Source organism: Mycolicibacterium iranicum, from assembly GCF_002101705.1.
Classification (GTDB): Bacteria; Actinomycetota; Actinomycetes; order Mycobacteriales; family Mycobacteriaceae; genus Mycobacterium; species Mycobacterium iranicum.
On record NZ_LQPC01000030.1, the window covers coordinates 56,834 to 82,745 of the forward strand.

General features: G+C 66.7%; 25 protein-coding genes. 6 read left to right on the forward strand and 19 right to left on the reverse strand.

Annotation, left to right across the window (positions count from 1 at the left end; all coding sequences use genetic code 11):
* Both purF and AWC12_RS13900 read right to left on the reverse strand, forming a co-directional pair.
* Positions 1-1,545: an amidophosphoribosyltransferase gene (gene purF, locus AWC12_RS13895; protein ID WP_024448711.1), complete on the reverse strand. Its 1,545-nt coding sequence runs from the start codon at positions 1,543-1,545 to the stop codon at positions 1-3.
* A gap of 135 nt (positions 1,546-1,680) precedes the next feature.
* Complete coding sequence (locus tag AWC12_RS13900) at positions 1,681-2,073, reverse strand: sterol carrier family protein (protein ID WP_024448712.1); 393 nt, start codon at positions 2,071-2,073, stop codon at positions 1,681-1,683.
* Between the two features lie 91 nt (positions 2,074-2,164).
* On the opposite strand from AWC12_RS13900, the gene AWC12_RS13905 reads away from it, so the two are divergent.
* Positions 2,165-2,569 carry a PPOX class F420-dependent oxidoreductase gene (locus tag AWC12_RS13905; RefSeq protein ID WP_085175022.1) on the forward strand — a complete coding sequence of 135 codons (405 nt, stop codon included), beginning with the start codon at positions 2,165-2,167 and terminating at the stop codon, positions 2,567-2,569.
* Here AWC12_RS13905 and AWC12_RS13910 read toward each other — a convergent pair.
* From AWC12_RS13910 to AWC12_RS13930, 5 genes are read right to left on the reverse strand one after another with little or no spacing between them, the layout of a single operon-like run.
* A complete protein-coding gene (locus AWC12_RS13910; RefSeq protein WP_024448714.1) occupies positions 2,566-3,192 on the reverse strand; it encodes an Rv0804 family intramembrane glutamic endopeptidase in 627 nt (208 codons plus the stop codon). The genes AWC12_RS13905 and AWC12_RS13910 overlap by 4 nt on opposite strands.
* Complete coding sequence (locus AWC12_RS13915; RefSeq protein WP_085175024.1) at positions 3,192-4,919, reverse strand: alpha/beta hydrolase; 1,728 nt, start codon at positions 4,917-4,919, stop codon at positions 3,192-3,194. The genes AWC12_RS13910 and AWC12_RS13915 overlap by 1 nt, the downstream gene beginning before the upstream one ends.
* Before the next feature lie 10 nt (positions 4,920-4,929).
* Positions 4,930-7,239, reverse strand: a complete 2,310-nt coding sequence (gene purL / locus AWC12_RS13920) for a phosphoribosylformylglycinamidine synthase subunit PurL (RefSeq protein ID WP_085175026.1) — start codon at positions 7,237-7,239, stop codon at positions 4,930-4,932.
* Positions 7,240-7,270: 31 nt separating this feature from the next.
* Positions 7,271-7,612: a VOC family protein gene (locus AWC12_RS13925; protein WP_085175028.1), complete on the reverse strand. Its 342-nt coding sequence runs from the start codon at positions 7,610-7,612 to the stop codon at positions 7,271-7,273.
* A 15-nt stretch (positions 7,613-7,627) separates the two neighbouring features.
* The gene (locus AWC12_RS13930) at positions 7,628-8,884 is read right to left on the reverse strand and encodes a M18 family aminopeptidase (RefSeq protein WP_085175411.1); all 1,257 of its coding nucleotides are present in this window, start codon (positions 8,882-8,884) and stop codon (positions 7,628-7,630) included.
* 45 nt (positions 8,885-8,929) lie between these two features.
* Here AWC12_RS13930 and AWC12_RS13935 point away from each other — a divergent pair, with 45 nt between their 5' ends.
* Positions 8,930-9,958: a Dyp-type peroxidase gene (locus AWC12_RS13935; RefSeq protein WP_110808649.1), complete on the forward strand. Its 1,029-nt coding sequence runs from the start codon at positions 8,930-8,932 to the stop codon at positions 9,956-9,958.
* A complete protein-coding gene (locus tag AWC12_RS13940) occupies positions 9,958-10,755 on the forward strand; it encodes a family 1 encapsulin nanocompartment shell protein (protein ID WP_085175030.1) in 798 nt (265 codons plus the stop codon). Before AWC12_RS13935 ends, AWC12_RS13940 begins: the two co-directional genes overlap by 1 nt.
* Positions 10,756-10,845: 90 nt before the next feature.
* Here the strand turns inward: AWC12_RS13940 and purQ are convergent, their stop codons facing one another.
* From purQ to AWC12_RS13955, 3 genes are read right to left on the reverse strand one after another with little or no spacing between them, the layout of a single operon-like run.
* Entirely contained in the window at positions 10,846-11,517 is a 672-nt protein-coding gene (gene purQ / locus AWC12_RS13945) for a phosphoribosylformylglycinamidine synthase subunit PurQ (RefSeq protein WP_085175032.1), read from the reverse strand.
* Positions 11,514-11,756 carry a phosphoribosylformylglycinamidine synthase subunit PurS gene (gene purS / locus AWC12_RS13950; RefSeq protein WP_024448722.1) on the reverse strand — a complete coding sequence of 81 codons (243 nt, stop codon included), beginning with the start codon at positions 11,754-11,756 and terminating at the stop codon, positions 11,514-11,516. The genes purQ and purS overlap by 4 nt, the downstream gene beginning before the upstream one ends.
* Positions 11,757-11,791: 35 nt before the next feature.
* Positions 11,792-12,457, reverse strand: a complete 666-nt coding sequence (locus AWC12_RS13955) for an ATPase (protein WP_420087721.1) — start codon at positions 12,455-12,457, stop codon at positions 11,792-11,794.
* 44 nt (positions 12,458-12,501) lie between these two features.
* Between AWC12_RS13955 and AWC12_RS13960 the strand changes: the two genes are divergently transcribed.
* Positions 12,502-13,155, forward strand: coding sequence for an MBL fold metallo-hydrolase (locus tag AWC12_RS13960; protein WP_024448723.1), 654 nt, complete (start codon positions 12,502-12,504; stop codon positions 13,153-13,155).
* A gap of 79 nt (positions 13,156-13,234) precedes the next feature.
* Here AWC12_RS13960 and AWC12_RS13965 read toward each other — a convergent pair whose 3' ends face one another.
* From AWC12_RS13965 to AWC12_RS13990, 6 genes are all read right to left on the reverse strand, one after another.
* Entirely contained in the window at positions 13,235-14,872 is a 1,638-nt protein-coding gene (locus tag AWC12_RS13965; protein ID WP_085175034.1) for an FAD-binding dehydrogenase, read from the reverse strand.
* Positions 14,873-14,909: 37 nt separating this feature from the next.
* A complete protein-coding gene (locus tag AWC12_RS13970; protein WP_085175035.1) occupies positions 14,910-15,614 on the reverse strand; it encodes a DUF2334 domain-containing protein in 705 nt (234 codons plus the stop codon).
* Between the two features lie 67 nt (positions 15,615-15,681).
* Positions 15,682-16,170, reverse strand: coding sequence for a glutathione peroxidase (locus AWC12_RS13975; protein ID WP_085175037.1), 489 nt, complete (start codon positions 16,168-16,170; stop codon positions 15,682-15,684).
* A 10-nt stretch (positions 16,171-16,180) separates the two neighbouring features.
* A complete protein-coding gene (locus tag AWC12_RS13980) occupies positions 16,181-16,762 on the reverse strand; it encodes a TetR/AcrR family transcriptional regulator (protein WP_085175039.1) in 582 nt (193 codons plus the stop codon).
* 17 nt (positions 16,763-16,779) lie between these two features.
* Entirely contained in the window at positions 16,780-18,900 is a 2,121-nt protein-coding gene (locus AWC12_RS13985) for a S9 family peptidase (protein WP_085175041.1), read from the reverse strand.
* Positions 18,897-19,790: a phosphoribosylaminoimidazolesuccinocarboxamide synthase gene (locus AWC12_RS13990; protein WP_085175043.1), complete on the reverse strand. Its 894-nt coding sequence runs from the start codon at positions 19,788-19,790 to the stop codon at positions 18,897-18,899. Before AWC12_RS13990 ends, AWC12_RS13985 begins: the two co-directional genes overlap by 4 nt.
* A gap of 113 nt (positions 19,791-19,903) precedes the next feature.
* Between AWC12_RS13990 and AWC12_RS13995 the strand changes: the two genes are divergently transcribed.
* Positions 19,904-20,536, forward strand: coding sequence for a hypothetical protein (locus tag AWC12_RS13995; RefSeq protein WP_085175045.1), 633 nt, complete (start codon positions 19,904-19,906; stop codon positions 20,534-20,536).
* Positions 20,537-20,611: 75 nt separating this feature from the next.
* Here the strand turns inward: AWC12_RS13995 and AWC12_RS14000 are convergent, their stop codons facing one another.
* On the reverse strand, positions 20,612-21,190 hold the full coding sequence (locus AWC12_RS14000; protein ID WP_085175047.1) for a DUF1707 SHOCT-like domain-containing protein: 579 nt from the start codon (positions 21,188-21,190) through the stop codon (positions 20,612-20,614).
* Positions 21,191-21,265: 75 nt separating this feature from the next.
* Entirely contained in the window at positions 21,266-22,684 is a 1,419-nt protein-coding gene (gene purB / locus AWC12_RS14005) for an adenylosuccinate lyase (RefSeq protein ID WP_085175417.1), read from the reverse strand.
* Positions 22,685-22,739: 55 nt separating this feature from the next.
* Here purB and relZ point away from each other — a divergent pair, with 55 nt between their 5' ends.
* Positions 22,740-24,461 (forward strand): bifunctional ribonuclease/(p)ppGpp synthase, encoded by a 1,722-nt coding sequence (gene relZ / locus AWC12_RS14010; RefSeq protein ID WP_085175048.1) that lies wholly within the window; start codon positions 22,740-22,742, stop codon positions 24,459-24,461.
* On the opposite strand, the gene AWC12_RS14015 is transcribed toward relZ, so the two are convergent.
* Entirely contained in the window at positions 24,458-25,900 is a 1,443-nt protein-coding gene (locus tag AWC12_RS14015; protein WP_024448734.1) for an APC family permease, read from the reverse strand. The genes relZ and AWC12_RS14015 overlap by 4 nt on opposite strands.
* Positions 25,901-25,912 lie beyond the last annotated feature (12 nt).

Sequence of the window (25,912 nt, forward strand, 5' to 3'; positions counted from 1 at the left end):
TCAAGGACGCCTGAGCGCGGAGGCGTTGTCGTTGTCGGATTGCAGCGGGATGCCCGTGCGCGCCGCGGTGGCCAGCATGTGCTCGATGACGTTCTTGCCCAGTGCTGTCTCACCCGGCAATTCGATCGGGTAGACGCCGTCGAAGCACGCCGAGCACAACCGGGAGGCGGGCTGCTCGGTGGCGGCGATCATGCCCTGCTTGGAGATATAGCCCAGGGTGTCGGCGCCGATTGCGTGGCGTACACCCTCAAGCATCTCTTCCTCGTCGGCGGAGTTGCTTGCGGCGTTGGCGATCAGCTCGGCGGGAGTGGCGAAGTCGATGCCGTAGAAGCACGGCCACTTCACGGGCGGGGACGCGATCCGCACGTGCACTTCGACGGCGCCCGCTTCGCGCAACATCCGGATCAGCGCACGCTGGGTGTTGCCGCGCACGATCGAGTCGTCGACGACGATGAGTCGTTTACCGCGGATGACCTCACGCAGCGGATTCAGCTTGAGGCGGATACCCAGCTGCCGGATGGTCTGCGATGGCTGGATGAAGGTGCGCCCGACGTAGGCGTTCTTCATCAGGCCCTGGCCGAACGGGATCCCGGACTCCTGGGCGTAGCCGACCGCGGCGGGCGTACCGGATTCGGGGACGCCGATGACCAGGTCGGCCTCGACGGGCTTCTCGCGGGCGAGCCGACGGCCGATGTCGACGCGGGTGGCGTGCACCGAGCGGCCGACGATCGTGCTGTCCGGGCGCGCCAGGTAGACGTACTCGAAGACGCAGCCCTTGGGGGTCGGGTTGGCGAAGCGGGTGGAGCGCACTCCGTCGGCGTCGATGGCCAGAAGCTCGCCCGGCTCGATGTCGCGGACAAAGGAGGCGCCGACGATGTCGAGCGCGGCGGTTTCGGAGGCGACCACCCATCCGCGGTCGAGGCGGCCCAGCGACAGCGGGCGCACACCGTAGGGGTCACGCGCGGCGTACAGCGTGTTCTCGTCCATGAATGTCAGACAGAAGGCGCCGCGAACGGTGGGAAGCAGTTCGAGGGCGGCCTGCTCCAGCGAGGAGTCGGCGGCGCCGTGCGCGAGAAGCGCACCGAGGATGTCGGAGTCGGTGGTTGCGGTGGCTGCGCCGCGATTGCCCATCAGGCCTTCGTCGCGTGCCCTGGCCGCCAGTTCGGCGGTGTTGACGAGGTTGCCGTTGTGGCCGAGGGCGACGCCGGTGCCTGCGGCAGTGTTGCGAAAAACGGGCTGGGCGTTCTCCCACGTGGTGGAGCCGGTGGTGGAGTAGCGGCAGTGGCCGACGGCGACGTGGCCGGGCATGGCGGCCAGCGTCTGCTCATCGAACACCTGGCTGACGAGGCCGAGATCCTTGAACACCAGGACCTGAGATCCGTCGGCGACGGCAATGCCCGCAGCTTCCTGCCCTCTGTGTTGCAGCGCATAAAGACCGTAGTAGGTGAGCTTCGCCACCTCCTCGCCGGGCGCCCAGACCCCGAATACTCCGCACTCTTCTCTGGGCTGGTTCTCGGGCTCGTTGTCGAGCTGCTCGGCGGTCACGATCAGGCTGCTCCCTGGGGGCTGTGGGTGACGTCGCTCAGTCTACGGTGAACAGTGGCGAAACGAGGAATCAAGCGACGATGTGCGGCGGATTTGTCGCTGGAAACAACCAAGTTTCACGGCTTCTGCATTCCGTCAGTCGGCAAGTGTGACCAACGGAAGCGAGCTTGCGATCTCCGCCGCCCGCGAACCCGACATCTGCACGGCCCCGGTGGCGGCCGCATCGGTGAGCGTCGTGAGCCCGGTGGCCAGCAGCAGCCAGGTCCTGGCATCGGTCTCGACGACGTTGGGCGGATTGCCCCTGGTGTGTCTGGGACCCTCGATGCACTGGACGGCCACGAACGGCGGCACCCGCACCTCGACGGCTGCCCCCGGGGCGAGCGCGGCCAGTGTCCTGGCGGTGGCGCGGACCGCGTCTGCGAGCTCGGCGCGGCTCGGCGCGGCCGCGGTGTCGTCGCGTAGCCAGTCGGCGATGGCGGCGACGGCGGCGCGGGTCTTCACCGGATCTGCAGTTCGGCGTGCGGCCATGATCCAGGTTCTCAGAGCGTCGGACGGCCGGGGCGTACCGGCCCGGAAAACCCTTGACCTCAACATTTCTTGAGGTTTTACGGTCTGGCGCATGACTTTCACGGCCCTGGAGATCGAGTTCATGAAGCAAGCCGACCTCGGCCGGCTGGCTACAGTCCAGCCCGACGGTACGCCGCAGAACAGCCCGGTCGGCTTCACCTACAACGATTCGCTCGGCACCATTGACATCAGCGGCTACGAGATGGCGAAGAGTCGCAAATTCCGCAACCTCGCCGTCAACGACCGGGTGGCCTTCGTGGTGGACGACATCACATCCCGCGATCCCTGGCGTGTCCGGTGCCTCGAAATCCGCGGTACTGCAACACAAGCCGAGGCCGACGGCGCCGCGATCATCCGTGTCACCCCGCGCAAGGTGATCAGCTTCGGGATCGACGACCAGAAGACCGAACCTCACGACCTCGTCGTGCACGTCCGCAATGTCGCGGCGGCAAGCTAGCGATTTCGGCGAATCCCTCCGGAAACAGCCAGTGCCGCAACGGCTCCCGCTTCGTTGACGGCGAGGTGGGCCAGCATGGGCGCGGCCAGGCTGCCCGATCGCGCGTACAGCCACTCGAAGACCCACCCGCCCACGCCGGTGACTAACACCGCACCGGGTACCGACTCCCCCGCTGCGCGGGCGTCGGGGATGTGCGACAGGCCGAACACGGCGGCGGTGAACACGCGGCCCTTGGTGTCTCCGAACGCTCGTGCGGCAGCAGCGCCGAGGACGGCACGGTAGGCGACCTCCTCGGACCACACCGTCCCGAGCGGGATGCGCAGCAGCAGCCACCGCGCTGCCGGGGCGGGCAGCTCACGTGCGGCCATGCTCGCGCGCACCCGCGGGATGCGCGTACTCGCAGCGACGGTGAGCATCACCGGCACTGCAGCCGCGCCGCCCCACCGCAGCCCCTGCCACAGCGCCGGTGGCCGAAGCCCTATCTGCCCGCGCACCAGAGTCGCCATCACCGAGCCGAACACCGCCTGCGGCAACGGATTCCACCTGTGCGCGAGGCGCGGCGCAATCACGCTCCAGCCGAGCAACCCCGCCGCGAGCCCGACAGCACGGGCAGTGTCACGCACTAGTAGTCGCCGTCCTCGAATTCGGTCTCCTCCAGCGCCACGCGGATCCGTTCGGTGTCCTCAGGGGTCCAGCCGTCGGGTGGTGCGGCACCTGCCCACCCGTCCAGGATGAAGTCGCCGTAGTTGTGCCCGTGCCCGCCAGGCACCGACGTGGCGTTGGTCATGTCGGCGGCCACCTGCCAGAACGTGATGATCGGATACCAGCGCATCGATCGGCTGCGGTCGCGCCCGGGAGGCTCCGACAGCCAGTCGGGTCGGGTGAACAGAAGGTCCTGTGACCACCAGACGATCGGGTCGGATGAATGTTGCAGGAAGAGCACTCTGGGCTCATCCCAGGGCTGCGCAGCGTCGGCCGCGATCTGCGAAGCGTTGTTGCCTTGCGAGAACCGCACGGTGCGCCCGTTGTCGTAGCGGGGTTCCACCTCGGGAGTGCCGGGATCGCGGCGCACCGTGATGCCGTGCCACAGCGGGCTTGCGTTGGGCGGGCCCACCCACAGCACCGAAGAAAAGCCCATCCGGGAGATGTCCGGCAGCCAGTCGAACGCGCCCTGCCCGGCCATCGAGCCGAGGCTCTCGCCGTAGAGCAGCAGGCGTGGGCGCCGGTCCTCTGGCAATTGCGCCCATCGTTCGTGGACGGCGTCGATCATCATCCGGCCCGATTCCATCGACTTCTGCTGATCGCCCAGGAACGAGATCCAGCTCGGCAGATACGAGTACTGGGAGCCGACGATCGCGGTGTCGCCGTTGTACATCATCTCCAGTGATCGCGCCGCGATCGGGTTGATCCAGCCCGTCCCGGTGGTGGGTGCGATGACGAGCACCTCGCGGTCGAAGGCGCGGGTACGTTCGAGTTCGCTGAGCAACACCGCCATTCGCGCTTCGTCGGTGTCGGCGGTCTGCAGGCCGACATACGCACGGATCGGTTCCTTGGCGGGCCTGCCGTTGATGCGTGCCAACTCGTCGGCGTTCGGTCCGGACGTCACGAAGTTGCGCCCTTGATATCCCAGAGTGTCCCAAGCGGCGAAAGATTCAGGGCTGCCTGATCTTTCGCGTTCCTCCGGCTGAACGACGCCCTCTCGAGTCGTGGTGTTCTGCGGTTGGAAGATTCGGTTGGCGCCCGCGAGAAAGCCGCGCATGAGCACGCCGTTGACGAGCGTGATGACCAGGACGACCACGACGGCGGTGCCGATGAACAGCGCCATCTCGTCGGACAGGCGCCAGCGCCGGATGAGGAAGCGCGCCATCGTCTTGATGAGGTCAAGCAGGACCCGTGCCGTCGCGATGCACAGGCCCGCGACCGCAACGGCGACCAGGATGAGCCGCAGGTAGCTCGTCGTACTGGGCCCTTCCATTCCCATCAGCGAGGAGACCTGACGTTGCCACGCCGCGGCGGGGATCACCATCAACACGCTGGCAACTACGGCGACGACCACCGTGACAGCCTTGAGGGTGTACAGGACTTTGGGAGGGGGCGGCCACCACGCGCGATTCCTGAGCACGAAGCGCCGGAGCATCCGTTCGAGAAACACGCCGATGCCGTAGCCGATGGCTGCGTTGATGCCGCCGATCAGCCCCTGGAACAGCCAGTCCCTGGGCAACAGCGAAGGGGTGAGCGAGAGGCAGAAGAACAGCGCACCGAGCGCGACTCCGGTGAAGTCGAGGCGAAGGAGCCGCCACACCCACAGGTAGGCGGGATGTGCGTCGGCGCCGCCCCCATTTACCCCCACAATCCGAGTATCAGCCGAATAGCCCGGGCAGCACACCTTCCGACGTGCGCCGCAGTTCCTCGAGGGTCACGGTGAACTGGCCCTGCACCTCGATGCTGGGTTCGCCGCCGTCAGGACCCTGGTCCACGACGCCAATGCGCGTGGCGGGCAGGCCGCGCGCTTCGCACATCGCGGTGAACCGGCTTTCCTCGGTGCGGGGTACCGCGACGAGCACTCGGCCCGCGGATTCGGAGAACAGCGTCACGAACGGATCGCAGTCCTCGGGAAGCACGATGCGGCAACCGGTTTCACCGGCCAGCGACGCTTCGACCGCCGCCTGGATCAGCCCCCCCTCGGACAGATCGTGCGCGGCAGACACCAGCCCGTCGCGCGATGCGGCGGTCAGCACCTCGGCCAACAGCTGTTCTCGCGCCAAGTCGACCTTCGGCGGTACACCCCCGAGGTGACCGGCGCTGACCTGCGCCCAGATAGAACCGTCGAACTCGTCGTGGGTGTCTCCCAGCAGGATCAGCGTCTCCCCCGGCTCGGTGCCGAAGCCGGTCGGGATGCGCCGCTTCACATCGTCGAGAATCCCGAGCACCCCGACCACCGGGGTTGGCAGGATGGCGGTGGTGCCGGTCTGGTTGTAGAAGCTGACATTGCCTCCGGTGACCGGAATCCCCAGCGTCGCAGCGCCATCGGCGAGACCGCGGACTGCTTGGGAGAACTGCCACATGACGCCGGGGTCTTCGGGTGAACCGAAGTTCAGGCAGTTGGTGACCGCGACGGGCGTGGCGCCGGTGACGGCGACGTTGCGGTATGCCTCGGCGAGCGCCAACTGAGCCCCGGTGTACGGATCGAGCGCGGTATAGCGACCGGACGCGTCGGTGGAGATCGCGATGCCGCGGCCGGTCTGCTCGTCGACGCGCAGCACACCGCCGTCAGCGTGCTCGGCGAGCACGGTGTTGCCGCGGACGTAGCGGTCATACTGCTCGGTGATGAAGGCGCGGCTGCACAGGTGCGGACTGCCGACCATCGCCAGCAGCGTCGCCCGCAACTCGTCGCCGGTCTGCGGGCGCTTCAGGGATGCCGACGTATCGGCGATCAGCGCGTCCTGGGTGGCGGGGCGCTCCACCGGACGCTCGTAGACGGGGCCTTCGTGGGCGACGGTGCGCGGCGGCACGTCGACGACGGTCTCCCCGTGCCAGGTGATCTCGAGCCTGCCGCTGTCGGTGACCTCGCCGATGACGGTAGCCAACACGTCCCACTTGCGGCACACCGCCATGAACGCGTCGACGTTCTCCGGGGTGACGACGGCGCACATGCGTTCCTGCGACTCGCTGGACAGGATCTCCGCCGGCGTCATGTTGGTCGCGCGCAGCGGCACGGTGTCCAGCTCGACGCGCATGCCACCATCGCCAGCAGACGCCAGCTCCGAAGTGGCGCATGACAATCCGGCACCGCCGAGGTCCTGAATACCGACGACCAGGTCGCTCGCATAAAGATCCAGGCAGCACTCGATGAGGACCTTCTCGGTGAACGGGTCGCCGACCTGGACACTCGGCAGCTTCTTGCGCCCCGACGAGCCGGACTCGTCGCCGCCGAAAGTCTCCGACGCCAGCACCGACACCCCGCCGATGCCGTCGAGACCCGTGCGGGCACCGAACAGGATGATCTTGTTTCCGGCGCCCGACGCGAACGCCAGCTTGAGGTCTTCTTTGCGCAGCACGCCGACGCACAGCGCGTTGACGAGCGGGTTGCCCGCGTAGCTCGCATCGAAAATCGTCTCGCCACCGATGTTGGGCAACCCCAGCGAGTTTCCGTAACCGCCGATGCCGCGGACCACGCCGTCGAGGACGCGGCGGGTGTCGGGGGCGTCGGCCGCCCCGAAGCGCAGCTGGTCCATCACCGCCACGGGCCGGGCACCCATCGCCATGATGTCGCGCACGATGCCGCCGACGCCGGTCGCTGCGCCCTGGTAGGGCTCGATGTAGGACGGGTGGTTGTGGGATTCCACCTTGAAGGTGGCGGCCCACCCATCACCGATGTCGACGACGCCCGCGTTCTCACCGATGCCCGCGAGCAGACTTTCGCGCATCTTCTCGGTGGTGGTCTCCCCGAAATAGCGCAGATGCACCTTCGAGGACTTGTAGGAGCAGTGCTCGCTCCACATCACCGAGTACATGGCCAGCTCGGCTTCGGTGGGCCGACGACCGAGGATCTCCCGGATGCGCGCGTACTCGTCGTCCTTGAGCCCTAGTTCCCGGAAGGGCTGGGGTTGGTCGGGAGTGGCGGCGGCCCGCTCAACGGTGTCTACCTCTTGGGTCAACCCAGACGTCACCGCGCCAGTCTAGCCAGCGCCGGGCTGCGACTCAGGCCACACAGAACGCGTTGCCCTCCGGGTCGGCCATCACCACCCACTCGAACTCTGGGCCGAAGTTGTTGCGCCCTGTCTCTTTGGCGCCCAATCCGGCCAGCCGGGCGACTTCGGCCTCCCGGTCTTCGGCGTGGAAGTCCAGATGCACCTTGTTCTTGCCGGGCGTCGGATCGGGTACCCGCTGGAAGCCCAGCGTCGGGCGCCCTTCACCGGCGACCATCACGAATTCGCCTGGCGCAACGGCATTCACGTCTCCACCCGCGGCCTTGGCCCACCAGTCGGCAAGCCCGTCGGGATCCACACAATCGAAGGTGATCATCTCCACTTTCATCGCCATGCCTGGCACCCTAGGTCAGGCCGGTGACAAAAAGGCCGCGAGTGCAGCGGAATAGTCCGCGACATCGGCTGCGCCCATCACCTCACGCGCGGAGTGCATCGCCAGCTGGGCGGCGCCGACGTCCACGGTCGGGATGCCGGTGTTGGCCGCCGTCATCGGTCCGATCGTCGAGCCGCAGGGCAGGTCCGCGCGGTGCTCGTAGCGCTGCAGCGGCACCCCGGCCTGTTCGCAGGCAAGCGCGAACGCCGCGGCGGTGCGGCCGTCTGTGGCGTAGCGCAGATTGGGCTGCACCTTGAGCACCGGTCCGGCGTTGACCTCGATGAGGTGGCCGGGTTCGTGGCGTTCCGGGTAGTTCGGGTGGGTCGCGTGCGCCATGTCACCCGACGCGACGATCGAGCCGGGCAGCCGCCGCAGGAAGTCCTCCCGGCTGCCGCCTGCGGCCAGCGTGATGCGTTCCAGCACGGTGAGCAGCAGTTCGGACTGCGCGCCGTGGTCGGATTGCGAACCGACCTCCTCGTGGTCGAAAAGCACCAGCACCGGGGTGACGCCGTCGGGGCGCACCCCGAGGAACGCCTCCAGCCCGGCGTAGCACGTCGCCTGGTTGTCCAGCCGCGGCGCACTCACCAGATCGCCGTCCACACCGGCCAGCCGCGACGGGTTGATGTCGTGGGTCATCAGGTCGAATCCGAGCACGTCGTCGACGTCGACCTCGGCGTGCGCGGCCACGTACCCGAGGAACGACCTGGCACCCGTCCCGACCCCCCAGACCGCGTTGACGTGACGCTGCGGGTTCAGCTCCACCCCCTTGCGATCCTCGGACAGGTGGATCGCCAGCTGCGGCACCCGCAGCACCGGATCGTCGATCCGGACGAGGGTGTGGCGGATGGTGGCGCCCTCGCGCACCGAAAGCCGGCCACTGATCCCGAGATCGCGGTCCAGCCAGGAGTTCAGCCAGGCGCCGCCGTAGGGCTGCAGCGCCACGATCTGCCAGCCCGACACGAAACGGTCGGGATGTTGCTTCACGCGCAGATTGGGGCTGTCGGTGTGAGCCCCCACGATACGAAACGGTGTGGCAACCGAGCCCGCGCAGCGCCACGCGATCAGCGATCCGGCGCGCACCGCGAAGTAGTCACCCGCCCCCGGCCAGGCATCGGTTTCCGACAGCTCGGTGAATCCAGCCGACCGGAGTCGGTCCGCGGCGGTGCTGCACACATGGAAGGGCGACGGCGACGCGTCGATGAACTCGCAGAGTCCCTGGGGGCTAGCTGGCATCTTTCCATCTTGACCGGTGTCCGGCTTGATCTTGACGCTAGGGTCCTGGGTGTGCCTCGTCCGCAGCCCATCCTGACGCCTCTCACACCAGCGGCGATCTTCCTGGTGGCGACGATCGAAGAGGGTGGCGAGTCCGTCGTGCACGAAGCGCTGACGGGATTCGGCGGGCTGGTCAAGGCCGTGGGGTTCCGGGTGCCCGACGCTCACCTGAATTTGGTGGCCGGCATTGGCTCCTCGGCATGGGACCGGCTTTTTTCGGGGCCGCGTCCGGCGAACCTGCACGAGTTCGTCGAGCTCAAGGGCGAACGGCATCATGCGCCGTCGACCGCGGGCGACCTGTTGCTCCACATCAGGGGCGGATCCCTGGATGTGTGCTTCGAGCTCGGCGGGCGGCTGCTGTCGTCGATGGCGGGCGCAGTGACGGTTGTCGATGAGGTTCACGGGTTCAAGTTCTTCGAGCAGCGTGACCTGCTCGGCTTCGTCGACGGCACCGAGAACCCGGACGGCCCCGACGCGGTGGCCGCCGTGCAGATCGCCGACGACCCGGACTTCGCAGGCGCAAGCTATGTGCACGTGCAGCGCTACACCCATGACATGGACGCGTGGAATGCATTGAGCGTCAACGAACAAGAGCTCGTCATCGGCCGCACCAAGCTGGAGGACATCGAGCTCGACGACGATGTGAAACCGGCCAACTCGCACGTCGCGCTGAACACTATCGAGGACGAGGACGGTAACGAGCTCGCGATCGTGCGGGCCAACATGCCGTTCGGCACGCTCGGCGGTGCTCGTTCAGGACAGGGGAGCGAATCCGGCACGTATTACATCGCGTATTCCGCCGATCCGGCCGTCACCGAACGAATGCTGACCAACATGTTCCTCGGCGACCCGCCGGGCAACACCGACCGGATCCTGGATTTCTCGACGGCGCAGACCGGCACGATGTTCTTCGTCCCGACGATCGACTTCCTCGACGACCCACCCCCGCTACCTGCCCGTAGCCCTCAAAAAGTCTCAGCCACAACTGTTTACGACGGATCGTTGGCGATCGGAAGCTTGAAAGGACACCCCTGATGAACAACCTGTATCGCGAGCTGGCACCGATCACCGATGCCGCGTGGGCCGAGATCGAGCAGGAGGCGACGCGCACCTTCAAGCGCCACATCGCCGGCCGCCGGGTGGTCGATGTCAGCGAGCCGGGCGGGCCGGTGACGGCGGCGGTGAGCACCGGTCATCTGCTCGACGTCCTGCCGCCCGGCGAGGGTGTGGTGGCACACCTGCGAGACGCCCGGCCTCTGGTGCGGTTGCGGGTGCCGTTCACGGTGAACCGCACCGATATCGACGACGTCGAGCGCGGCTCGCAGGATTCCGACTGGGACCCGGTCAAGGATGCCGCCAAGAAGTTGGCGTTCGCCGAGGACCGGGCGATCTTCGAGGGCTACGAGGCCGCGCACATCAGCGGTATCCGCAAGTCGAGCTCGTGCCCGAACCTCGCCCTACCCGAGGACCCTCGCGAGATCCCCGACGTCATCAGCCAGGCGCTCTCGGAGCTGCGTCTGGCCGGTGTCGACGGACCGTACAGCGTGCTGCTGTCAGCCGAGGTGTACACCAAGGTCAGTGAGACCACCGCGCACGGTTATCCGATCCGCGAGCACCTCAACCGACTCGTCGACGGGGAGATCATCTGGGCGCCGGCCATCGACGGCGCTTTCGTATTGTCGACTCGCGGAGGCGATTTCGACCTTCAGCTGGGCACCGATGTGTGTATCGGCTATCTGTCGCACGACGCTGACACCGTGCAGCTCTACCTGCAGGAGACACTGACGTTCCTGTGTTACACGGCAGAAGCGTCAGTCGCGCTGAGCGCCTAAGGGCCGATGCTCCGCGAGCGCGCGCGTCTGCACGGCGACGCGCCGCAATTCGGCGGCATTTCGCGCACGCTCGCGGCGCCTGAACAGGGGTCAGGACACCAAAACTGTGTCCAATGCGGAGTAGAAGATGCCCAGCCCGTCGTCGGACGGACCCGTCAAGGCTTCCGTGGCGTGTTCGGGATGCGGCATCAGGCCGACGACGCGCCCGTTGGCCGAGCTGATGCCCGCGATGTCGCGCATCGATCCGTTGAGGTTCTCGCGGTACCGGAACACCACGCGGCCTTCACCCTCGAGTTCATCGAGCACCTCTTGGCTCGCGACGTAGCGGCCCTCGCCGGACTTCAGCGGAACCAGGATGTCGGCGCCCTGCTCGTACCGGGTCGTCCACGCCGACGTATTCGACGCAACCTCCAGCCAGGTGTCGCGGCAGATGAAGTGCAACCCGGCGTTGCGCGTCAACGCTCCGGGCAGCAGACCCGCTTCGCAGAGGACTTGAAAGCCGTTGCAGATCCCCAGCACCGGCATACCTTTGCCTGCTGCCTCCACCACGGAGCCCATGACCGGGGCGAACCGCGCGATGGCTCCTGCACGCAGGTAGTCGCCGTAAGAGAACCCGCCGGGGACGATGACGGCGTCGACGCCTTTGAGGTCGGCGTCGGCGTGCCACAGATTGACGGCCTCGGCGCCGGCCAGCCGCACCGCGCGGGCCGCGTCGATGTCGTCGAGGGTGCCGGGGAATGTGATGACGCCCACTCGGGTCATGAGGAGCCTTCCCGGCTGATCGTCCAGTCCTCGATCACGGTATTCGCGAGCAGGGATTCGGCGATCTCGGCGAGCTTCTCGTCGTCGACGTCACCGTCGACCTCAAGCTCGAACCGCTTGCCCTGGCGGACATCTGAGATTCCCTCGAAGCCCAGCCGGCCGAGCGCACCGACGATTGCCTGGCCCTGCGGATCCAGGATCTCCGTCTTCGGCATGACGTGCACCACCACTTTTGCCACGGCGTCACTCTACCTGCGGTGACGAGACCGGCGCCTCACCGGCACGAGCCCAGGTAGGCCTCGCAGAGGGGGGCGGCCATCGCGTTGAACACCTCGGTGTCGGGTGCGACCCCGCGCCACTCGACGGTCAGCGGGACTGTCGACCACAGCGCCATCTCCACCAGGGAGCTGCTGGCCGGGTCGACGATCAGGTAGGTGTGCATCACGCGGCGACCGCCGTCGCTGATGACCGCCGCGAGATCCATCGGCGTGCTGGTGGTAACCGACGGTGACACCTCCGCGGCGGTCATCTGGCAGGACGCCAGAGCCATCCGGGCCCATTCGAGGGATTCCAGTGCGTCTCGGCCACCGGTGACGGTGTCACCGCGCCAGTGGATGACCTGAACGTGCAGGTTCCACTGGCCGGGCGGGTTCGCCACATCGGCGTGGGCGGCGACGGCGAAATCACGGGAGTCGGTGTCGCGGCCGGGGGTGGCGCACCACGACTCGAACTCGAATCGTGGCGTCGTGACAGTGACGGCGAGGGCCGCGAGAGCGGGCCAGCGGTAGATGCCCGACAGCGGGATCGATCCGGACTCGATCCACGCCGAGTCAGGGATCGTGTCGCACAGCGGAGGGCAGGCACCTGGCGAGGATTGCGCCAACCGCGGAGTGGCCACCAGCCCCGACACCACCATGGCCAGCGCGAACAACAATCGCACGTACACCTGCACCCCCACATGCCGCTGGGAGCCAGAATATAGGGATGCAGCTCACACATTTCGGTCATTCCTGCCTCATGGCGAGCTTCGACAGCGGTTCGGGTGACGCGACCACCGTGCTCTTCGATCCGGGCACGTTCTCGCACGGCTTCGAAGGCGTCACCGGCCTGACCGCCATCCTCATCACTCATCAACACCCCGACCATGCCGACACCGACCGACTGCCCGCGCTCGTCGAGGCCAATCCGCAGGCCGCCCTGTACGCCGATCCCCAGACGGCGGCTCAGCTTGGCGGTGCGTGGCAGGCGGTCAACGTCGGCGACGCGCTGTCGATCGGGCATCTGACGGTGCGCGGCGCAGGCGGCACGCATGCCGTGATCCATCCGGAAATCCCTGTGATCGACAACATTTCGTATCTTGTCGGCGACGGCGAGCATCCGGCGAAGCTGATGCATCCCGGTGATGCGCTGTTCGTCCCCGACGAACCGGTCGATGTCCTGGCGACTCCGGCCGCCGCCCCGTGGATGAAGGTGTCCGAGGCCGTCGACTACCTGCGGGCGGTCGCACCGACGCACGCGGTGCCGATTCATCAGGCGATCATCGACCCCGTCGGCAGGCCGATCTTCTACGGTCGCTTGACCGAGATGACCGACACCGACTTCCAGGTGCTCGAACAGGAGAGCGCCACCGAGTTCTGAGCGCGAGCAGACAGAAACTCGCATGCATCCCGGGCGTGTCGTGCGAGTTTGCGTCTGCTCGCCGAGACCTCGCGCTCCGTCAACCCACCGCTTTGGCGGCGGCGCGGCCCGCCGCCCGACCCGAGAAGACGCAGCCGCCGAGGAAGGTCCCTTCCAGCGACCGGTACCCGTGCACTCCCCCGCCGCCGAAGCCCGCCGCCTCACCGGCGGCATACAGCCCGGGCAGCACCGTCCCATCGCCGCGCAGCGCCCGTCCGTCCAGGTCTGTTTCGATGCCGCCCAACGACTTTCGCGTCAGGATATGCAGCTTCACCGCGATCAGCGGGCCGGCCTTGGGGTCGGTGAGACGGTGCGGGGCGACGACGCGGCTGAGCCGGTCGCCGAGGTACCCGCGGGCCGCACGGATCGCCGTGATCTGACCGTCCTTGGTGAACTTGTTGGCCACCTCGCGATCACGGGCGGTGACCTCGGCCTCCACGACGTCGAAGTCGAGCGGCACGACGTCGGGCACGGTGTTCATCTTCATCACCAGTTCGCGCAGCGTGGTCGCACTGACGAAATCCACACCCTTGTCGACGAAGGCGTGCACCGGCGCCGGTCCTTTCCGACTGCGCTCCAGCACGGCCCGGATGCTGCGGCCGGTCAGGTCGGGGTTCTGTTCCTGCCCCGACAAGCCGAACTCCTTGTCGATGATGCGGGCGTTGAGCACGAACCACGTGTAGTCCTGGCCGGTCTTGGCGATGTACTCGAGGGTGCCGAGGGTGTCGAACCCGGGATAGAGCGGCACCGGCAGTCGTTTGCCGTGCGCGTCGAGCCACAGTGACGACGGGCCCGGCAGGATTCTGATGCCGTGACGCGCCCAGATCGGGTCGTAGTTGGTGATTCCCTCGGTGTAGTGCCACATCCGGTCTTTGTTGATGACGTTCACACCGGCCGTCTCCGAGATCTCCAGCATGCGGCCGTCCACGTGGGCGGGCACACCGCTGAGCAGCTGTTCGGGGACGCGGCCCATGCGCTTGGGCCAATACTTTCGGACGAGGTCGTGGTTGCCGCCGATACCGCCGCTGGCCACGATCACCGCTTGCGCACGAAATTCGAAATCGCCCACGGTATTTCGCGAGGAGGGTGCGCCCCGCACCGCGGTCGACGGTTCCAGCACCGCGCCACGCACACCGGTTACCGCACCGCCGTCGACGAGCAGCTCGTCGACGCGGTGGCGGTGGGCGAATCGCACCAGTGGATTGCCGACTAGTCTGCGCGCGAAGATGTCGACCAGCGCAGGGCCGGTGCCCCAGGTGATGTGGAACCGCGGCACCGAGTTGCCGTGCCCGTTCGCGTCGTAGCCGCCACGCTCGGCCCAGCCCACCAGGGCAAAAGTCTGCAGTCCGCGGTCGCGCAGCCAGCTGCGCTTCTCGCCCGCGGCGAAATCGACGTAGGCATGCGCCCATTGCCGAGGCCAGTGGTCCTCGGGGCGATCGAATCCGGCGGAGCCCAGCCAATCTTGCAGGGCCAATTCGTGACTGTCACGGATACCCCAGCGCCGCTGTTCGGGGCTGTTGACGAAGAACAGGCCACCGAACGACCAGAACGCCTGGCCGCCAACGTTGGCCTCGTTCTCCTGGTCGACGATCAGGACCTTTCGGCCGCGTTCGGCGAGCTCACAGGCCGCGACCAGTCCGGCCAGTCCAGCGCCCACGACGATGACATCAGCGTCCATGACGCCAATCTAGACGCCGATCGACCAGTGGATGCGGCTATGCGGCGTCAGTCAGCGCTGGGAGAGGTTTCCATTCGTAGACCGTCGGAACGCAGCCGTGCATGAGCGACAGATCGACGGCGTCGAGCATCGCCTGGCGCGGCCCCGGCCTGCGCAGGTGCCGGGCGGCCACCGCTACGCGGACGATGCCGTCGCGGCGCGCGGTGCGCTCGGCGGACATCACCAGGGTTCGGCACCACCACGGCTCGGTCAGGAATCCCTCGCCGATACCAAGCACACGGCCTCGCTCTGTCTCCTGCCGAACCAGGTCGGCGATTCCGCTCAGACCAGCAAAAAGCCGAAACCCGTTGCGCGGCAGTGCTGTCAGTGTTCCTTGCGAGACGTTCCAGCCCGGCGCGGCAAAGAGCCTGGTGCGCAGACCGAGGTGTTCGAGCGTGCGGTCGGCGGCCATGAGCCGCAGATTGGCTTCGTGGGCGGGCAGAGCCGCGAATTCCCCGCGCCGGGTCTTCGTGGCAGCCTCGTCGAATCCGTGCAGCACGATCGCATCGCCGTCGACCCGCTGGTCGACCAGCCAGTCGACCGTCTGGGCGTCGCGATCCAGTCGGTACCCGTCCTTGAGCCGGGGCGCGACCAGGAACGACGCGGGAACCCCGCGGTCTTCCAGCTGGGTGCGGAAAGCGACGACCTCGGCGAGCGTGCGGTCGCTGATCCCGGAAATCGAGACGATCAGTTGTCCTGCCACGTTCGCAGTGTCGCAACGTCAGGTGTCCTGATGGTGGACAACACTCCGCGTGCAGGTGTCCGTACGCCTACCGCGGCAAGACGTCCTCGATGGCCGAGATGACCTCGGGATCGTCGGGAACGGTACGCGGACGGAAGCGCTTGACCACGTTTCCGCCGGCAGCCACCAGAAACTTCTCGAAATTCCACTGCACATCGCCGGACTCGCCCGAGTCATCGGCCACTTGGGTCAACTCGGCGTACAGCGGGTGCCTATTGGCACCGTTGACGTCGATCTTCTCCAGTAGGGGAAACGTCACCCCGTAGTTGGTGGAGCAGAACGTCTGGATCTCCTCGGCGGTGCCTGGTTCCTGACCCATGAACTGGTTGCAGGGCACCCCCACCACCGTGAGGCCCCGGTCGCGGTAGTCCTTGGCCAGCTGTTCCAGGGCGGTGTACTGCGGAGTCAGCCCGCACTTCGACGCGACGTTCACGATCAGCACTGCGCCGTCGGCCAATTCGGCCAGTGTGGTGGGCCGGCCGTCGAGTGTGGTGAGCGGAATCTCGGTGAGGGTCATGACGCGAACGCTACTCGTAGCCCTCGGGTTCGACCGGACCCGGTGTGAAAAGCATGCGCGCCACGCGCCGGGCGGTCTCGACGGCGTCGGTGTCGGTGTCGATGACGTCATTGAGCCACAGCATCGCGAATCCGTGCACCAGGGACCAGGCTGCGAGCCCGGCAGCCTGGGGGTCCTCCTTCGCGCGCGCGTCGTCGAGTGTGCCGACACCAGAGGCCAGCTCGGCGCCGGCGGCGGCCTCGGCGGCGACGAGCTCGGGATCGTCTGGGTTGACGAGCGAGCGGTCGAACATCACCTCGTAGTGCCCGGGGTGTTCAACGGCGAACTGCACGTACGCCAATGCGGCATCGAGGAATTCGGGTCGCGACTCGGCAAGTGCAGCTGCCAGCATCCGCCATCCCTGTGCGGCGAGCGCACTGAACAAGCCGCGCCGGTCGGTGAAGTGGTGTGCCGGTGCAGCGTGCGAAACACCTGCGGCACGGGCCAGTTCCCGCAGTGAGACGCCGTCGGCTCCGCGTTCGGCGACCAGGACCGCCGCCTGCGCCAGGATCACGGCTTTCAGGTCGCCGTGGTGGTAAGAGCCCCTGGTCATGATGGTGTCCCTGCGAGTCAGCCGGACTGTTCGGCTTTCGCGACATCGAGAACCCATGCGTACTGGAACGCGGTTTCCTTCCACCGCTCGTAGCGACCGCTGATTCCTCCGTGTCCGGCGTTCATTTCCGTCTTCAGCAGCACCTTGGCCGACTCGCCGGCCGGGTCGGACTGCGCGTAGCGCAGGGCCGCAACCCATTTCGCCGGCTCGACGTAATAGACCCTGGTGTCGTTGAGTGACGTCATCGCCAGGATCGCCGGGTAGGTCTTGCTCTCCACGTTCTCGTACGGCGAGTACGACTTCATGTAGCGGTAGACCTCGGGGTCTTCCAGTGGATTGCCCCACTCATCCCATTCAGTCACGGTCAGCGGTAGCGAGGGATCCAGGATCGTGGTGAGCGGATCGACGAAGGGCACAGTGGCGAGGATGCCGGCGAACAGATCCGGCGCCATGTTGGCCACCGCACCCATCAACAGGCCTCCCGCGCTGCCGCCATAGGCAACCATGTTCTCGGGTCTGGTGACGTCGGTTCCGACGAGATGGCCGCCCACGGAGATGAAGTCGGTGAACGTGTTGCGCTTCTCCAGCATCTTGCCGTGCTCGTACCATGGCCGACCGAGTTCCCCGCCGCCACGCACATGGGCGATGGCGAAAATCATCCCGCGGTCCAGCAACGAAAGCCGTGCGATCGAGAACCGGGGATCCTCACAGGATTCGTAGGCGCCATATCCGTACAGCAGGACGGGTGCGGGGTATTGAAGGCCCGCCCGGTGAATAATCGAGATCGGAACGCGCGCACCGTCTGACGCGACTGCCCAGTCGCGCCGTTCGACATAATCTTCGGGTCGGTAGTCACCCAGCACGGGCTGCTCGCGCAGCAGGGTGCGTTCGCCCGTGGCCAGGTCGAGATCGTAGATGCGGACCGGGGTGACGAACGACGTCGCGCCGATCCGCATCTTCGGCGCACTCCAGTTCGGGTTGGCCGACAGCCCGACCGACATGAGCTCGGAGTCGAACGTGATGTCTTGCGCCTCACCATATCCGGCGTCGAGGATCGGCCACAGCTGGATTCGCGGCAGCGCATCCTTGCGGTAGCTCAGGACGAGGTGTTCAGCGAAGGCGTCGATAGCGTCGAGCCGCACGTCCTCGCGATGTGCGATCAGCGTTCGGGTGTCGGTGGGATCACTGACAGGCGCCTCGACGAGGGTGAAGTTCTCGGCACCGTCGTTGTGCAGGATGAGGAACCGGTCCTCCCCTCCGACGACGGCGTGCTCGATCGAATACTCAACCGATTCCCTTCGCGGCCAGACGATGTCGAACTCCGCCTGTGGGTCCGCAGCGTCGGCGTAGCGCAGCTCCGAGGTCACCGCGCTGCCTGCGGCGATGATGACGTACTTGTTGCTGCGCGTGCGCCCCACGCCAATCCAGTAGCGTTCGTCGGCCTCGTGGTAGACCCGCTCGGCGGGCAACCCGGCTCCGAGGCGGTGTCGCCATACCGTGTCCGGACGCCAGGCGTCGTCGACGGTGACGTAATAGACGGTGTTGTTGTCTGCCGCCCAGGTCACACCGGCTCCAATGCCGACGATCTCGTCGTCGTAGCGCTGTCCTGTACGTAAGTCCTTGAACCGCAGCGTGTATCGCTCGTCACCCTTGACGTCGACCGAGTACGCGAGGATGTTGCCGTCTACGCTGACGCTCGCGGCGCCCAGCGAGAAGAAGTCGTGCCCCTCGGCTTCGACGTTCTCATCGAGGAGCACCTGTTCGCCGGGGATCTCGGTGTTCTCGTCGAGCTGAGGCGGATTCCAGTCGTCGGGATCGGAGACTGGGCAACGGCATTGCACGCCGTACTGCTTGCCCTGGAAACTGCGACCGTAGTACCACCAGTCACCGCGACGGGTGGGAACCGACAGATCGGTCTCCTTGGTGCGGGCCTTGATCTCGTCGAAGATCTTCTGTCGCAACGGGGCAAGGCCTTCGGTCACGTGCTCGGTGAAGGCGTTCTCCGCTTCGAGGTAGTCGACGACGTCTTGGCTCTCTTTGTCCCGCAGCCACTCGTACGGGTCGATGAAGACGTCCCCATGATGCTCCCGACGGGTGTCGACCCGCTTGGCGGTGGGTGCCAACACGTCACCGCTCACGCGGTTCCTCCGATCCAGTCGTCGAACTTCAGTCCCGAGATGCGTTCGTAGGCTTCGATGTAGCGCGCTCTGGTGGCATCGACGATCTCCGTGGGCAGCGGGGGTGGCGGCTGGTCGCCATGCCGGTCCCACCCGGATTCCGGGCTCGTCAACCAGTTGCGCACGAACTGCTTGTCGAAGCTGTTCTGCACCTGCCCCACGACGTAATCATCGGCGGGCCAGTAGCGCGACGAGTCCGGCGTGAACACCTCATCGGCCAGTGTGAATTCACCCCGGGAGTCGACGCCGAACTCGAATTTGGTGTCGGCGACGATGATGCCTTTGGTCAGTGCGTGGTCGGCGCCCTGGATGTAGGTGGCCAACGTGAGGTCCCGCAGCCGCGCGGCACGGTCGGCGCCGATCAGGTCGACGACGTCGTCGAATGTGATGTTGACGTCGTGCTCACCGAAATCGGCCTTGGTGGCCGGGGTGAACAGCGGTTCGTCGAACTTGCTGGCCTCCACGAGGCCGGCCGGCAGCGGGATTCCGCAGACAGCGCCGGTCCTCTGGTAGTCGATCAACCCGGAGCCGGTCAGGTAGCCCCGCGCCACCGCCTCGACGGGCAGCATCTCGAGCTGCTTCACGACGAGGGCGCGGCCCAGCACATCTTCGGGGATGCGTTCGTCGTCGGGCGGTCCGGCGAGATGGTTGGGGGCGCCGAGGAGACCGAAGTAGAACACGCTCATCGCGGTCAGGACACGGCCCTTGTCCGGGATCAGCGAGTCGAGGACGTAGTCGTAGGCCGAGATGCGGTCCGATGCGACGAACAACAGGTGCCCGTCGTCGATGCGATACAGCTCACGAACTTTGCCGCTGGCCAGATGCTGGTAGTCGGACAGAGCGGGACGCATCGGGCCAGCCTATCGGTCGTCCGGGGGGCACCTACTTCCAAGGGCGAGCGAAGCGACGGGGGAAATACCGAGGGGCGAGCGAGGCGACGGGGAGGCGTGGTCTGATCGATCGCATGAAATCTCGGTGGATCCCATACGCCACGACGCCGGCGCGGTTGTTGAGGCAGCTGGTCAGCGACATCGTCATGATCACCTGGGCGGCCATCTGGGTGTGGGTGGGCAGCGCGGTGTATTCGGCGGTGTCGACCATCGCCGAATTCGGATATCAACTGGAGGGTGGCGCCAACGGCGTCGCAGGCAACCTGGACAACGCCGGAAACAGCGCCGACGACGTCCCGTTGATCGGCGACACACTCGCAGGGCCGCTGCGGGGTGCCGGCGACGCGGCCCGCGAGATCGCGGGTGCGGGCCAGTCCCTCGGCGTGACGGCGGGGTGGCTGGCGTGGCTGCTCGCACTCGCGGTCGCGGCACCGCCGATCCTGGCACTGATGATGCCGTGGATGTTTCTGCGGTTGCGGTTCTTCCGGCGCAAGTGGACGGCCGTCACACTGTCGTCGACCGCGGCGGGTGAGGAATTACTCGCGCTGCGCGCGTTGGCGAATCGGCCCCTGCCCAAACTGGCGGCCGTGAGTCCAGATCCGGTGGGAGCGTGGCGCAATCAGGACCCCATTGCGATCCGCGGGCTGGCGGCTCTGGAGTTGCGGGCGTCGGGAATCCGCGCCGCCAACCTCAAACGCAAAGACTGATCGCGAAACTGCATTCCGCGCGGTCCCACCGCCGAAAACGCCGCGTGGAATGCAGTTTCGGCGGAAACGCCCGGGTCATTTCAGCAAACGCTTCAACGCCGTGCCGAACGGGTGCTTGGCGGTCACCGATCCGAACCGCACCTTGCCGGTGACGACGACGTGCAGGGAGCGCGACGGCGGACTCGACGTCACCTTGACCGTCGTGGACGATGCGACGTTGCCTACACCGTTCAGGTCGGCGGTCGCACCGTCGGGCAGGATCAGCTCGGTGGAGCTGAAATAGTCGTCGATGTCGATCCGCACCACCGGACCTGACAACACTGCAGTGGTGAAATCCAAGGTGGTCGAACACATTCGGGTGACCAGACGAAGCTGCGGCGGGACCGTCCACTGACCTTTGCGGGAGATTCCCGACATCCAGCTGGTCAACACCTCCGGCGCTGCGGGCACCGGTGCGGCATCACGGCGGATATGGGGCAGGTCGGCGATGACGGTGTCGAGCTCACGGCGAGTGCGCGCCGCGATGACGACGTCGATCCGTTCGGTGTACTCGTCGAGGGTCAGCATGCCCTGCCCCACGGCGTGCTCGAGGATCTGGGTCACTGCGGCTCGGTCGGCGTCCGATGCCCTGATGTCGGGTTGACGAGAGTCCACCGAACCCAGACTAGGCGGATGCCGGCCGCTCGACGAACCGGTTTCCGATCGCAGGACACCGCAACGCTTTCCGGTTCAGAGAATCGCGCCCGAGGTGTATTTCGCCGCTTCCGGATAGCGTCCCACCAGGTCGTCGACCGCGGCGACCACGCGATCGACCTGATCGCCCGCCGCCCCGCTGAACACCTGCTTGTCGGCCAGCGCCGTATCGAGTGCCACGCGGTCCAGCGGCAGCCGGGGATCGGCGGCGAGCCGGTCCAGCAGGTCGGGTTCGGCGCCGCGCTCGCGCATCGCCAGCGCCACCGCCACCGCGTGTTCCTTGATCACCTCGTGTGCGGTCTCGCGGCCGATCCCGGCCCGGACCGCCGCGATCAGGATCCGGGTGGTGGCCAGGAACGGCAGGTAGCGGTCGAGCTCCCGCTGGATCACGGCGGGGTAGGCCCCGAATTCGTCGAGCACCGTCAGGAACGTCTCGGTCTGGCCGTCGAGCGCGAAGAACGCATCGGGCAGCGCCACCCGGCGGACCACCGAGCAGAAAACGTCGCCTTCGTTCCACTGGGCGCCGGCGAGTTCGGCGGCCATCGAGCCGTATCCACGCAGCACCACCTGAAGTCCGTTCACCCGCTCGCACGAGCGGGTGTTCATCTTGTGGGGCATCGCCGATGAGCCGACCTGCCCGGGGGCGAACCCCTCGGTGACCAGTTCGTGGCCTGCCATCAGCCGGATGGTGTGCGCCAGCGACGACGGCCCCGCGCCCAGCTGCACGAGGGCCGAGACGACGTCGTGGTCCAGTGAACGGGGGTAGACCTGCCCGACGCTGGTGAACACCTCGGTGAAGCCGAGGAATTGGGCGATGCGGGTCTCCAGCTCGGCGAGGCGCACCGTGTCGCCGTCGAACAGGTCGAGCATGTCCTGGGCGGTGCCCATCGGGCCCTTGATGCCGCGGAGCGGGTAGCGCTTGATGAGCTGTTCGACCCGCTGCAGAGCGACGAGCATCTCCTCGGCGGCCGATGCGAATCGCTTGCCGAGCGTGGTGGCCTGCGCCGCCACGTTGTGGGACCGCCCGGCCATCACCAGGTCGCGGTAGAGCGCTGCACGCTCGGCCAGCCGCGCGACGACGGCGACGCCGTGGGCGTGGACGAGTTCTAGCGACCGCCGGATCTGCAACTGTTCGACATTCTCGGTGAGGTCGCGGCTGGTCATGCCCTTGTGGACGTGCTCGTGGCCGGCAAGCGCGTTGAACTCCTCGATGCGCGCCTTCACGTCGTGGCGCAACACGCGCTCCCGCGAGGCGATCGATGCCAGGTCGACGTTCTCCAGCACCCGCTCGTAGTCGGCGACGACGCCGGAAGGAAGCTCGACTCCCAACTCCGATTGGGCCCGCAGCACTGCCAGCCACAACCGCCGCTCGGCGACGATCTTCGCCTCGGGCGACCAGATCGCCACCATCTCCTCGCTGGCGTAGCGATTGGCCAGGACGTTCGGGATGCTCACGAACACACAGCTTAGAAGCACCCTGCCGTGCCGGACCTACGGCACAGTAGAGGCCATGCATTTCGTCGGCCTCGATCTCGCATGGGGTGAGAAGAACCAGACCGGCGTCGCGGTGGTCGATTCCGACGGGCGGCTGCTCCATGTGGGCGCCGCGCACGACGACGACAGCATCGCCACGGCCGTCGCACCGTTCACCAAGGACGACTGCCTGGTCGCCATCGACGCGCCGCTGATCGTGAAGAACGCGACCGGGCACCGGCCGGCGGAGACGCAGTTCAACCGGGATTTCCAGCGGTTCGAGGCGGGCGCCCGACCGGCGTTCACCGACCGTCCCGAGTTCAAGCATCCAAGGGCGGCGCGCATCGCCGAACGTCTCGGTCTCGACATGGACCCGTCGTCGAGTTCGTCGCGCCGTGCGATCGAGGTGTATCCGCATCCGGCGACGGTGGTGCTGTTCGAGCTTGAGAAGACGTTGAAGTACAAGCGCGGTCCCTTCGCGGACCGACACCGTGAGCTGCTGCGGTTGATGACGCTGATCGAGGGCCTCGACGACGCGACGCCGAGGCTGCGCGTCAACCGCAGCGTCGCGTGGGTCGAACTCCGGAAAAGGGTCGAGGCCGCCACCAAACCGAGTCATCTGGACCGCGACGAGGACCCGGTCGACGCTGTCATCTGCGCCTACGTGGGTTTGTTCTGGTACCACCGGCCCGAGGACGTGACGATCTACGGCGATGCGGCGAGCGGCTACATCGTCACGCCGTCGCTGCCGGAGGCTCGCCGCGCGAAGACGCGACCCCCCGTCAAAACGACGGCCCGGGCTGCGCCGTCGGCCGCGGTGGCCGAGTACGCGGCCCGACGACCCGCTTTGGTGGAATCGACGGACCACTATCTGCAGCTGGTCACCGCGCTTCTCGACGACGCAGGCATCAACTACCTGTCCGTCACTGCCCGCACCAAGAGCGTCGAGTCGTTCGCGGCGAAAACGCAACGCCGCGCCCTCGACGGCACGCCGCTGTTCACCGAGCCCCTTGTCGAGATCACCGATCTGATCGGGCTGCGGGTCATCACGTATCTGCGTGAGGACGTCGACAGCGTAGCCAATCTGCTCGCCGAGGAGATGCGGCTGCTTGACGACCGCGACATGGGGCAGGAGACCGCCCGCGAAGGGCGGTGGGGTTACGCGAGCAGACATCTGCTTGTCGGCGTGGAAGGCGTGCAGCAGCCGGCCTCGATCCAGGTGCGCACGGTGCTGCAGCATGCGTGGGCGGAGTTCGAGCACGAGATCCGTTACAAGGGCTCGATTCCCGCCGCACACGTGCCCGACCTGGACCGGCGCTTCACGTTGGCCGCCGGCTTACTCGAGCTCGCCGACCGGGAGTTCTCCGCGGTCAGGGAACGGCTCCGGACCTCGATGCCCGACACCACCGCACCCGAGACGACCAGCGATCCGCGGATACCGACCGCAGTGCTGGCGACCTATCTGGGCAACAGGTTCCCCGATGCCGGGTGGTCGCGCACCGACCACTACGCGTGGATCGCCGGACTGCTGCTCGACCTCGGAATCGATTCGATCGACGAGGTCGACGACGTGCTCGACGGGATCGACACCGACGCCGTCAACGCCGCCATGGGCTACCGGTATCCCGCCGGCGCCGTGCGCCGCCTCGACGATGCGCTGCTGGCCGTCTTCGGCCGCCGATACCTTGAGCTGCAAGGCAATTCGCACCGAACCAAACTGTTGGAGACCAGATTGGCGCGGCTGGAAGCGGAGTCCTAGTCCGGCGACGAGCCCAGGTGTGTCGGGTCGGTGATGTGGCCGTCCTTGATACCCAGCTGCTTGTTGATCTGCTGGGTGATGAAGAACAGCACGATGCCGATGACGACCAGCCCACCGGCCACGATGTACTGCTGAGTGGGCCGGCCCGAGAACGGCAGCACGAGATAGAGCGAGGCGACGAAGCCGATCACCGGCAGCGCGGTCGGGGTCTTGAAGTGCCCGCCGGACGCTCGCACGTCGCGTCGGAGCACCAGCACCGCCACGTTCACGACGGCGAACACGGTGAGCAGCAGCAGGCTGGTGGTGCCGCCGAGAATCGAGATGGCGTTGCTGCTGGCGAACGTCGACACGTAGGTGATGAGTCCGAACGCGATCAGCGTGGTGAAGATGATCGCCACCCAGGGGGACCGGCGGGTCGGGTGCACGGTGCCCAGAACCGGGGGCAACACATGCTGGCGCGCCATGCCGTAGATGAGCCGGCTGGCCATCAGCATGTTGATCAGTGCGGTGTTCGACACCGCGAACATCGTCATGAACGGCAGGATGTCGTCGATCGGCAGCCCCGGTGCGCCGGCCTTGACGACCTCCACGAGCGGGGTGTCGCTCTCCTCCAGCTTTCCGATCGGCACGAGCGCGACGGCCACTATCGAGACGAGCACGTACACGATGCCTGCGATGGTCAATCCCGAAAGCAGGATCTTGGGGAACGTGTTGATCGGATCCTTGGTCTCCTCGGCCATGTTCACCGAGTCCTCGAATCCGACCATCGCGAAGAAGGCCAGCGAGGTGGCTGCGGTGACGGCGAGGAAGGTGTTCTTGTCCTCGGCCGTCTCGAACGCCACAATGCGGGAGAAGTCGACGTCACCGCCGCCGCCGGTGAACGCCCACAAGCCCACCAGGATCACCACGAGCAGACCTGTGATCTCGACGATGGTGAGAACGACGTTGAGCTTGACGCTTTCTCCGACGCCGCGGTAGTTGATCGCCGCCAAGGCCGCCATGAACACAAGGGCCAGGATCAGCACGCCTGCTTTCGGCGCGTCTTCCACTCCGAAACCGGTGAAGAAGTTTGCCGCGAATGCTCTGGAAGCCGTTGACGCCGAGGTAATTCCGGAGCACATCACGACGAAGGCCACCAGGAACGTGATGAAGTGGATACCAAAGGCCTTGTGGGCGTAGAGCGCTGCACCTGCGGCCTGGGGGTACTTGGTCACCAGCTCCAGATAGCTGAACGCTGTGATGGTCGCGACGATGAATGCGACGAGGAATGGAAGCCAGGCCGCACCACCGACTTCGGCGGCGACGTCGCCAACTAGGGCGTAAACCCCGGTGCCGAGAATGTCGCCGACGACGAACAGCAGCAGCAGGCCCGGCCCCATCACCCTTTTGAGCTCAGGCTGCGTTTCGGAGCTGTTCGTGCCGGCCGCGGTTTCTGACATCACGCCCTCCCC

Bases quoted from the DNA above. Each gene is read 5' to 3' on its own strand.
- AWC12_RS13940 (WP_085175030.1), top strand. From the start codon at position 9,958: ATGAACAACCTGTATCGCGAGCTGGCACCGATCACCGATGCCGCGTGG.
- AWC12_RS13965 (WP_085175034.1), bottom strand. From the start codon at position 14,872: ATGGACGCTGATGTCATCGTCGTGGGCGCTGGACTGGCCGGACTGGTC.
- AWC12_RS13960 (WP_024448723.1), top strand. From the start codon at position 12,502: ATGCAGCTCACACATTTCGGTCATTCCTGCCTCATGGCGAGCTTCGAC.
- AWC12_RS13900 (WP_024448712.1), bottom strand. From the start codon at position 2,073: ATGGCCGCACGCCGAACTGCAGATCCGGTGAAGACCCGCGCCGCCGTC.
- AWC12_RS13925 (WP_085175028.1), bottom strand. From the start codon at position 7,612: ATGGCGATGAAAGTGGAGATGATCACCTTCGATTGTGTGGATCCCGAC.
- AWC12_RS13995 (WP_085175045.1), top strand. From the start codon at position 19,904: ATGAAATCTCGGTGGATCCCATACGCCACGACGCCGGCGCGGTTGTTG.
- AWC12_RS13905 (WP_085175022.1), top strand. From the start codon at position 2,165: ATGACTTTCACGGCCCTGGAGATCGAGTTCATGAAGCAAGCCGACCTC.
- relZ (WP_085175048.1), top strand. From the start codon at position 22,740: ATGCATTTCGTCGGCCTCGATCTCGCATGGGGTGAGAAGAACCAGACC.
- purQ (WP_085175032.1), bottom strand. From the start codon at position 11,517: ATGACCCGAGTGGGCGTCATCACATTCCCCGGCACCCTCGACGACATC.
- AWC12_RS13990 (WP_085175043.1), bottom strand. From the start codon at position 19,790: ATGCGTCCCGCTCTGTCCGACTACCAGCATCTGGCCAGCGGCAAAGTT.
- AWC12_RS13975 (WP_085175037.1), bottom strand. From the start codon at position 16,170: ATGACCCTCACCGAGATTCCGCTCACCACACTCGACGGCCGGCCCACC.
- AWC12_RS13930 (WP_085175411.1), bottom strand. From the start codon at position 8,884: ATGCCAGCTAGCCCCCAGGGACTCTGCGAGTTCATCGACGCGTCGCCG.
- AWC12_RS14015 (WP_024448734.1), bottom strand. From the start codon at position 25,900: ATGTCAGAAACCGCGGCCGGCACGAACAGCTCCGAAACGCAGCCTGAG.
- AWC12_RS13980 (WP_085175039.1), bottom strand. From the start codon at position 16,762: ATGACCAGGGGCTCTTACCACCACGGCGACCTGAAAGCCGTGATCCTG.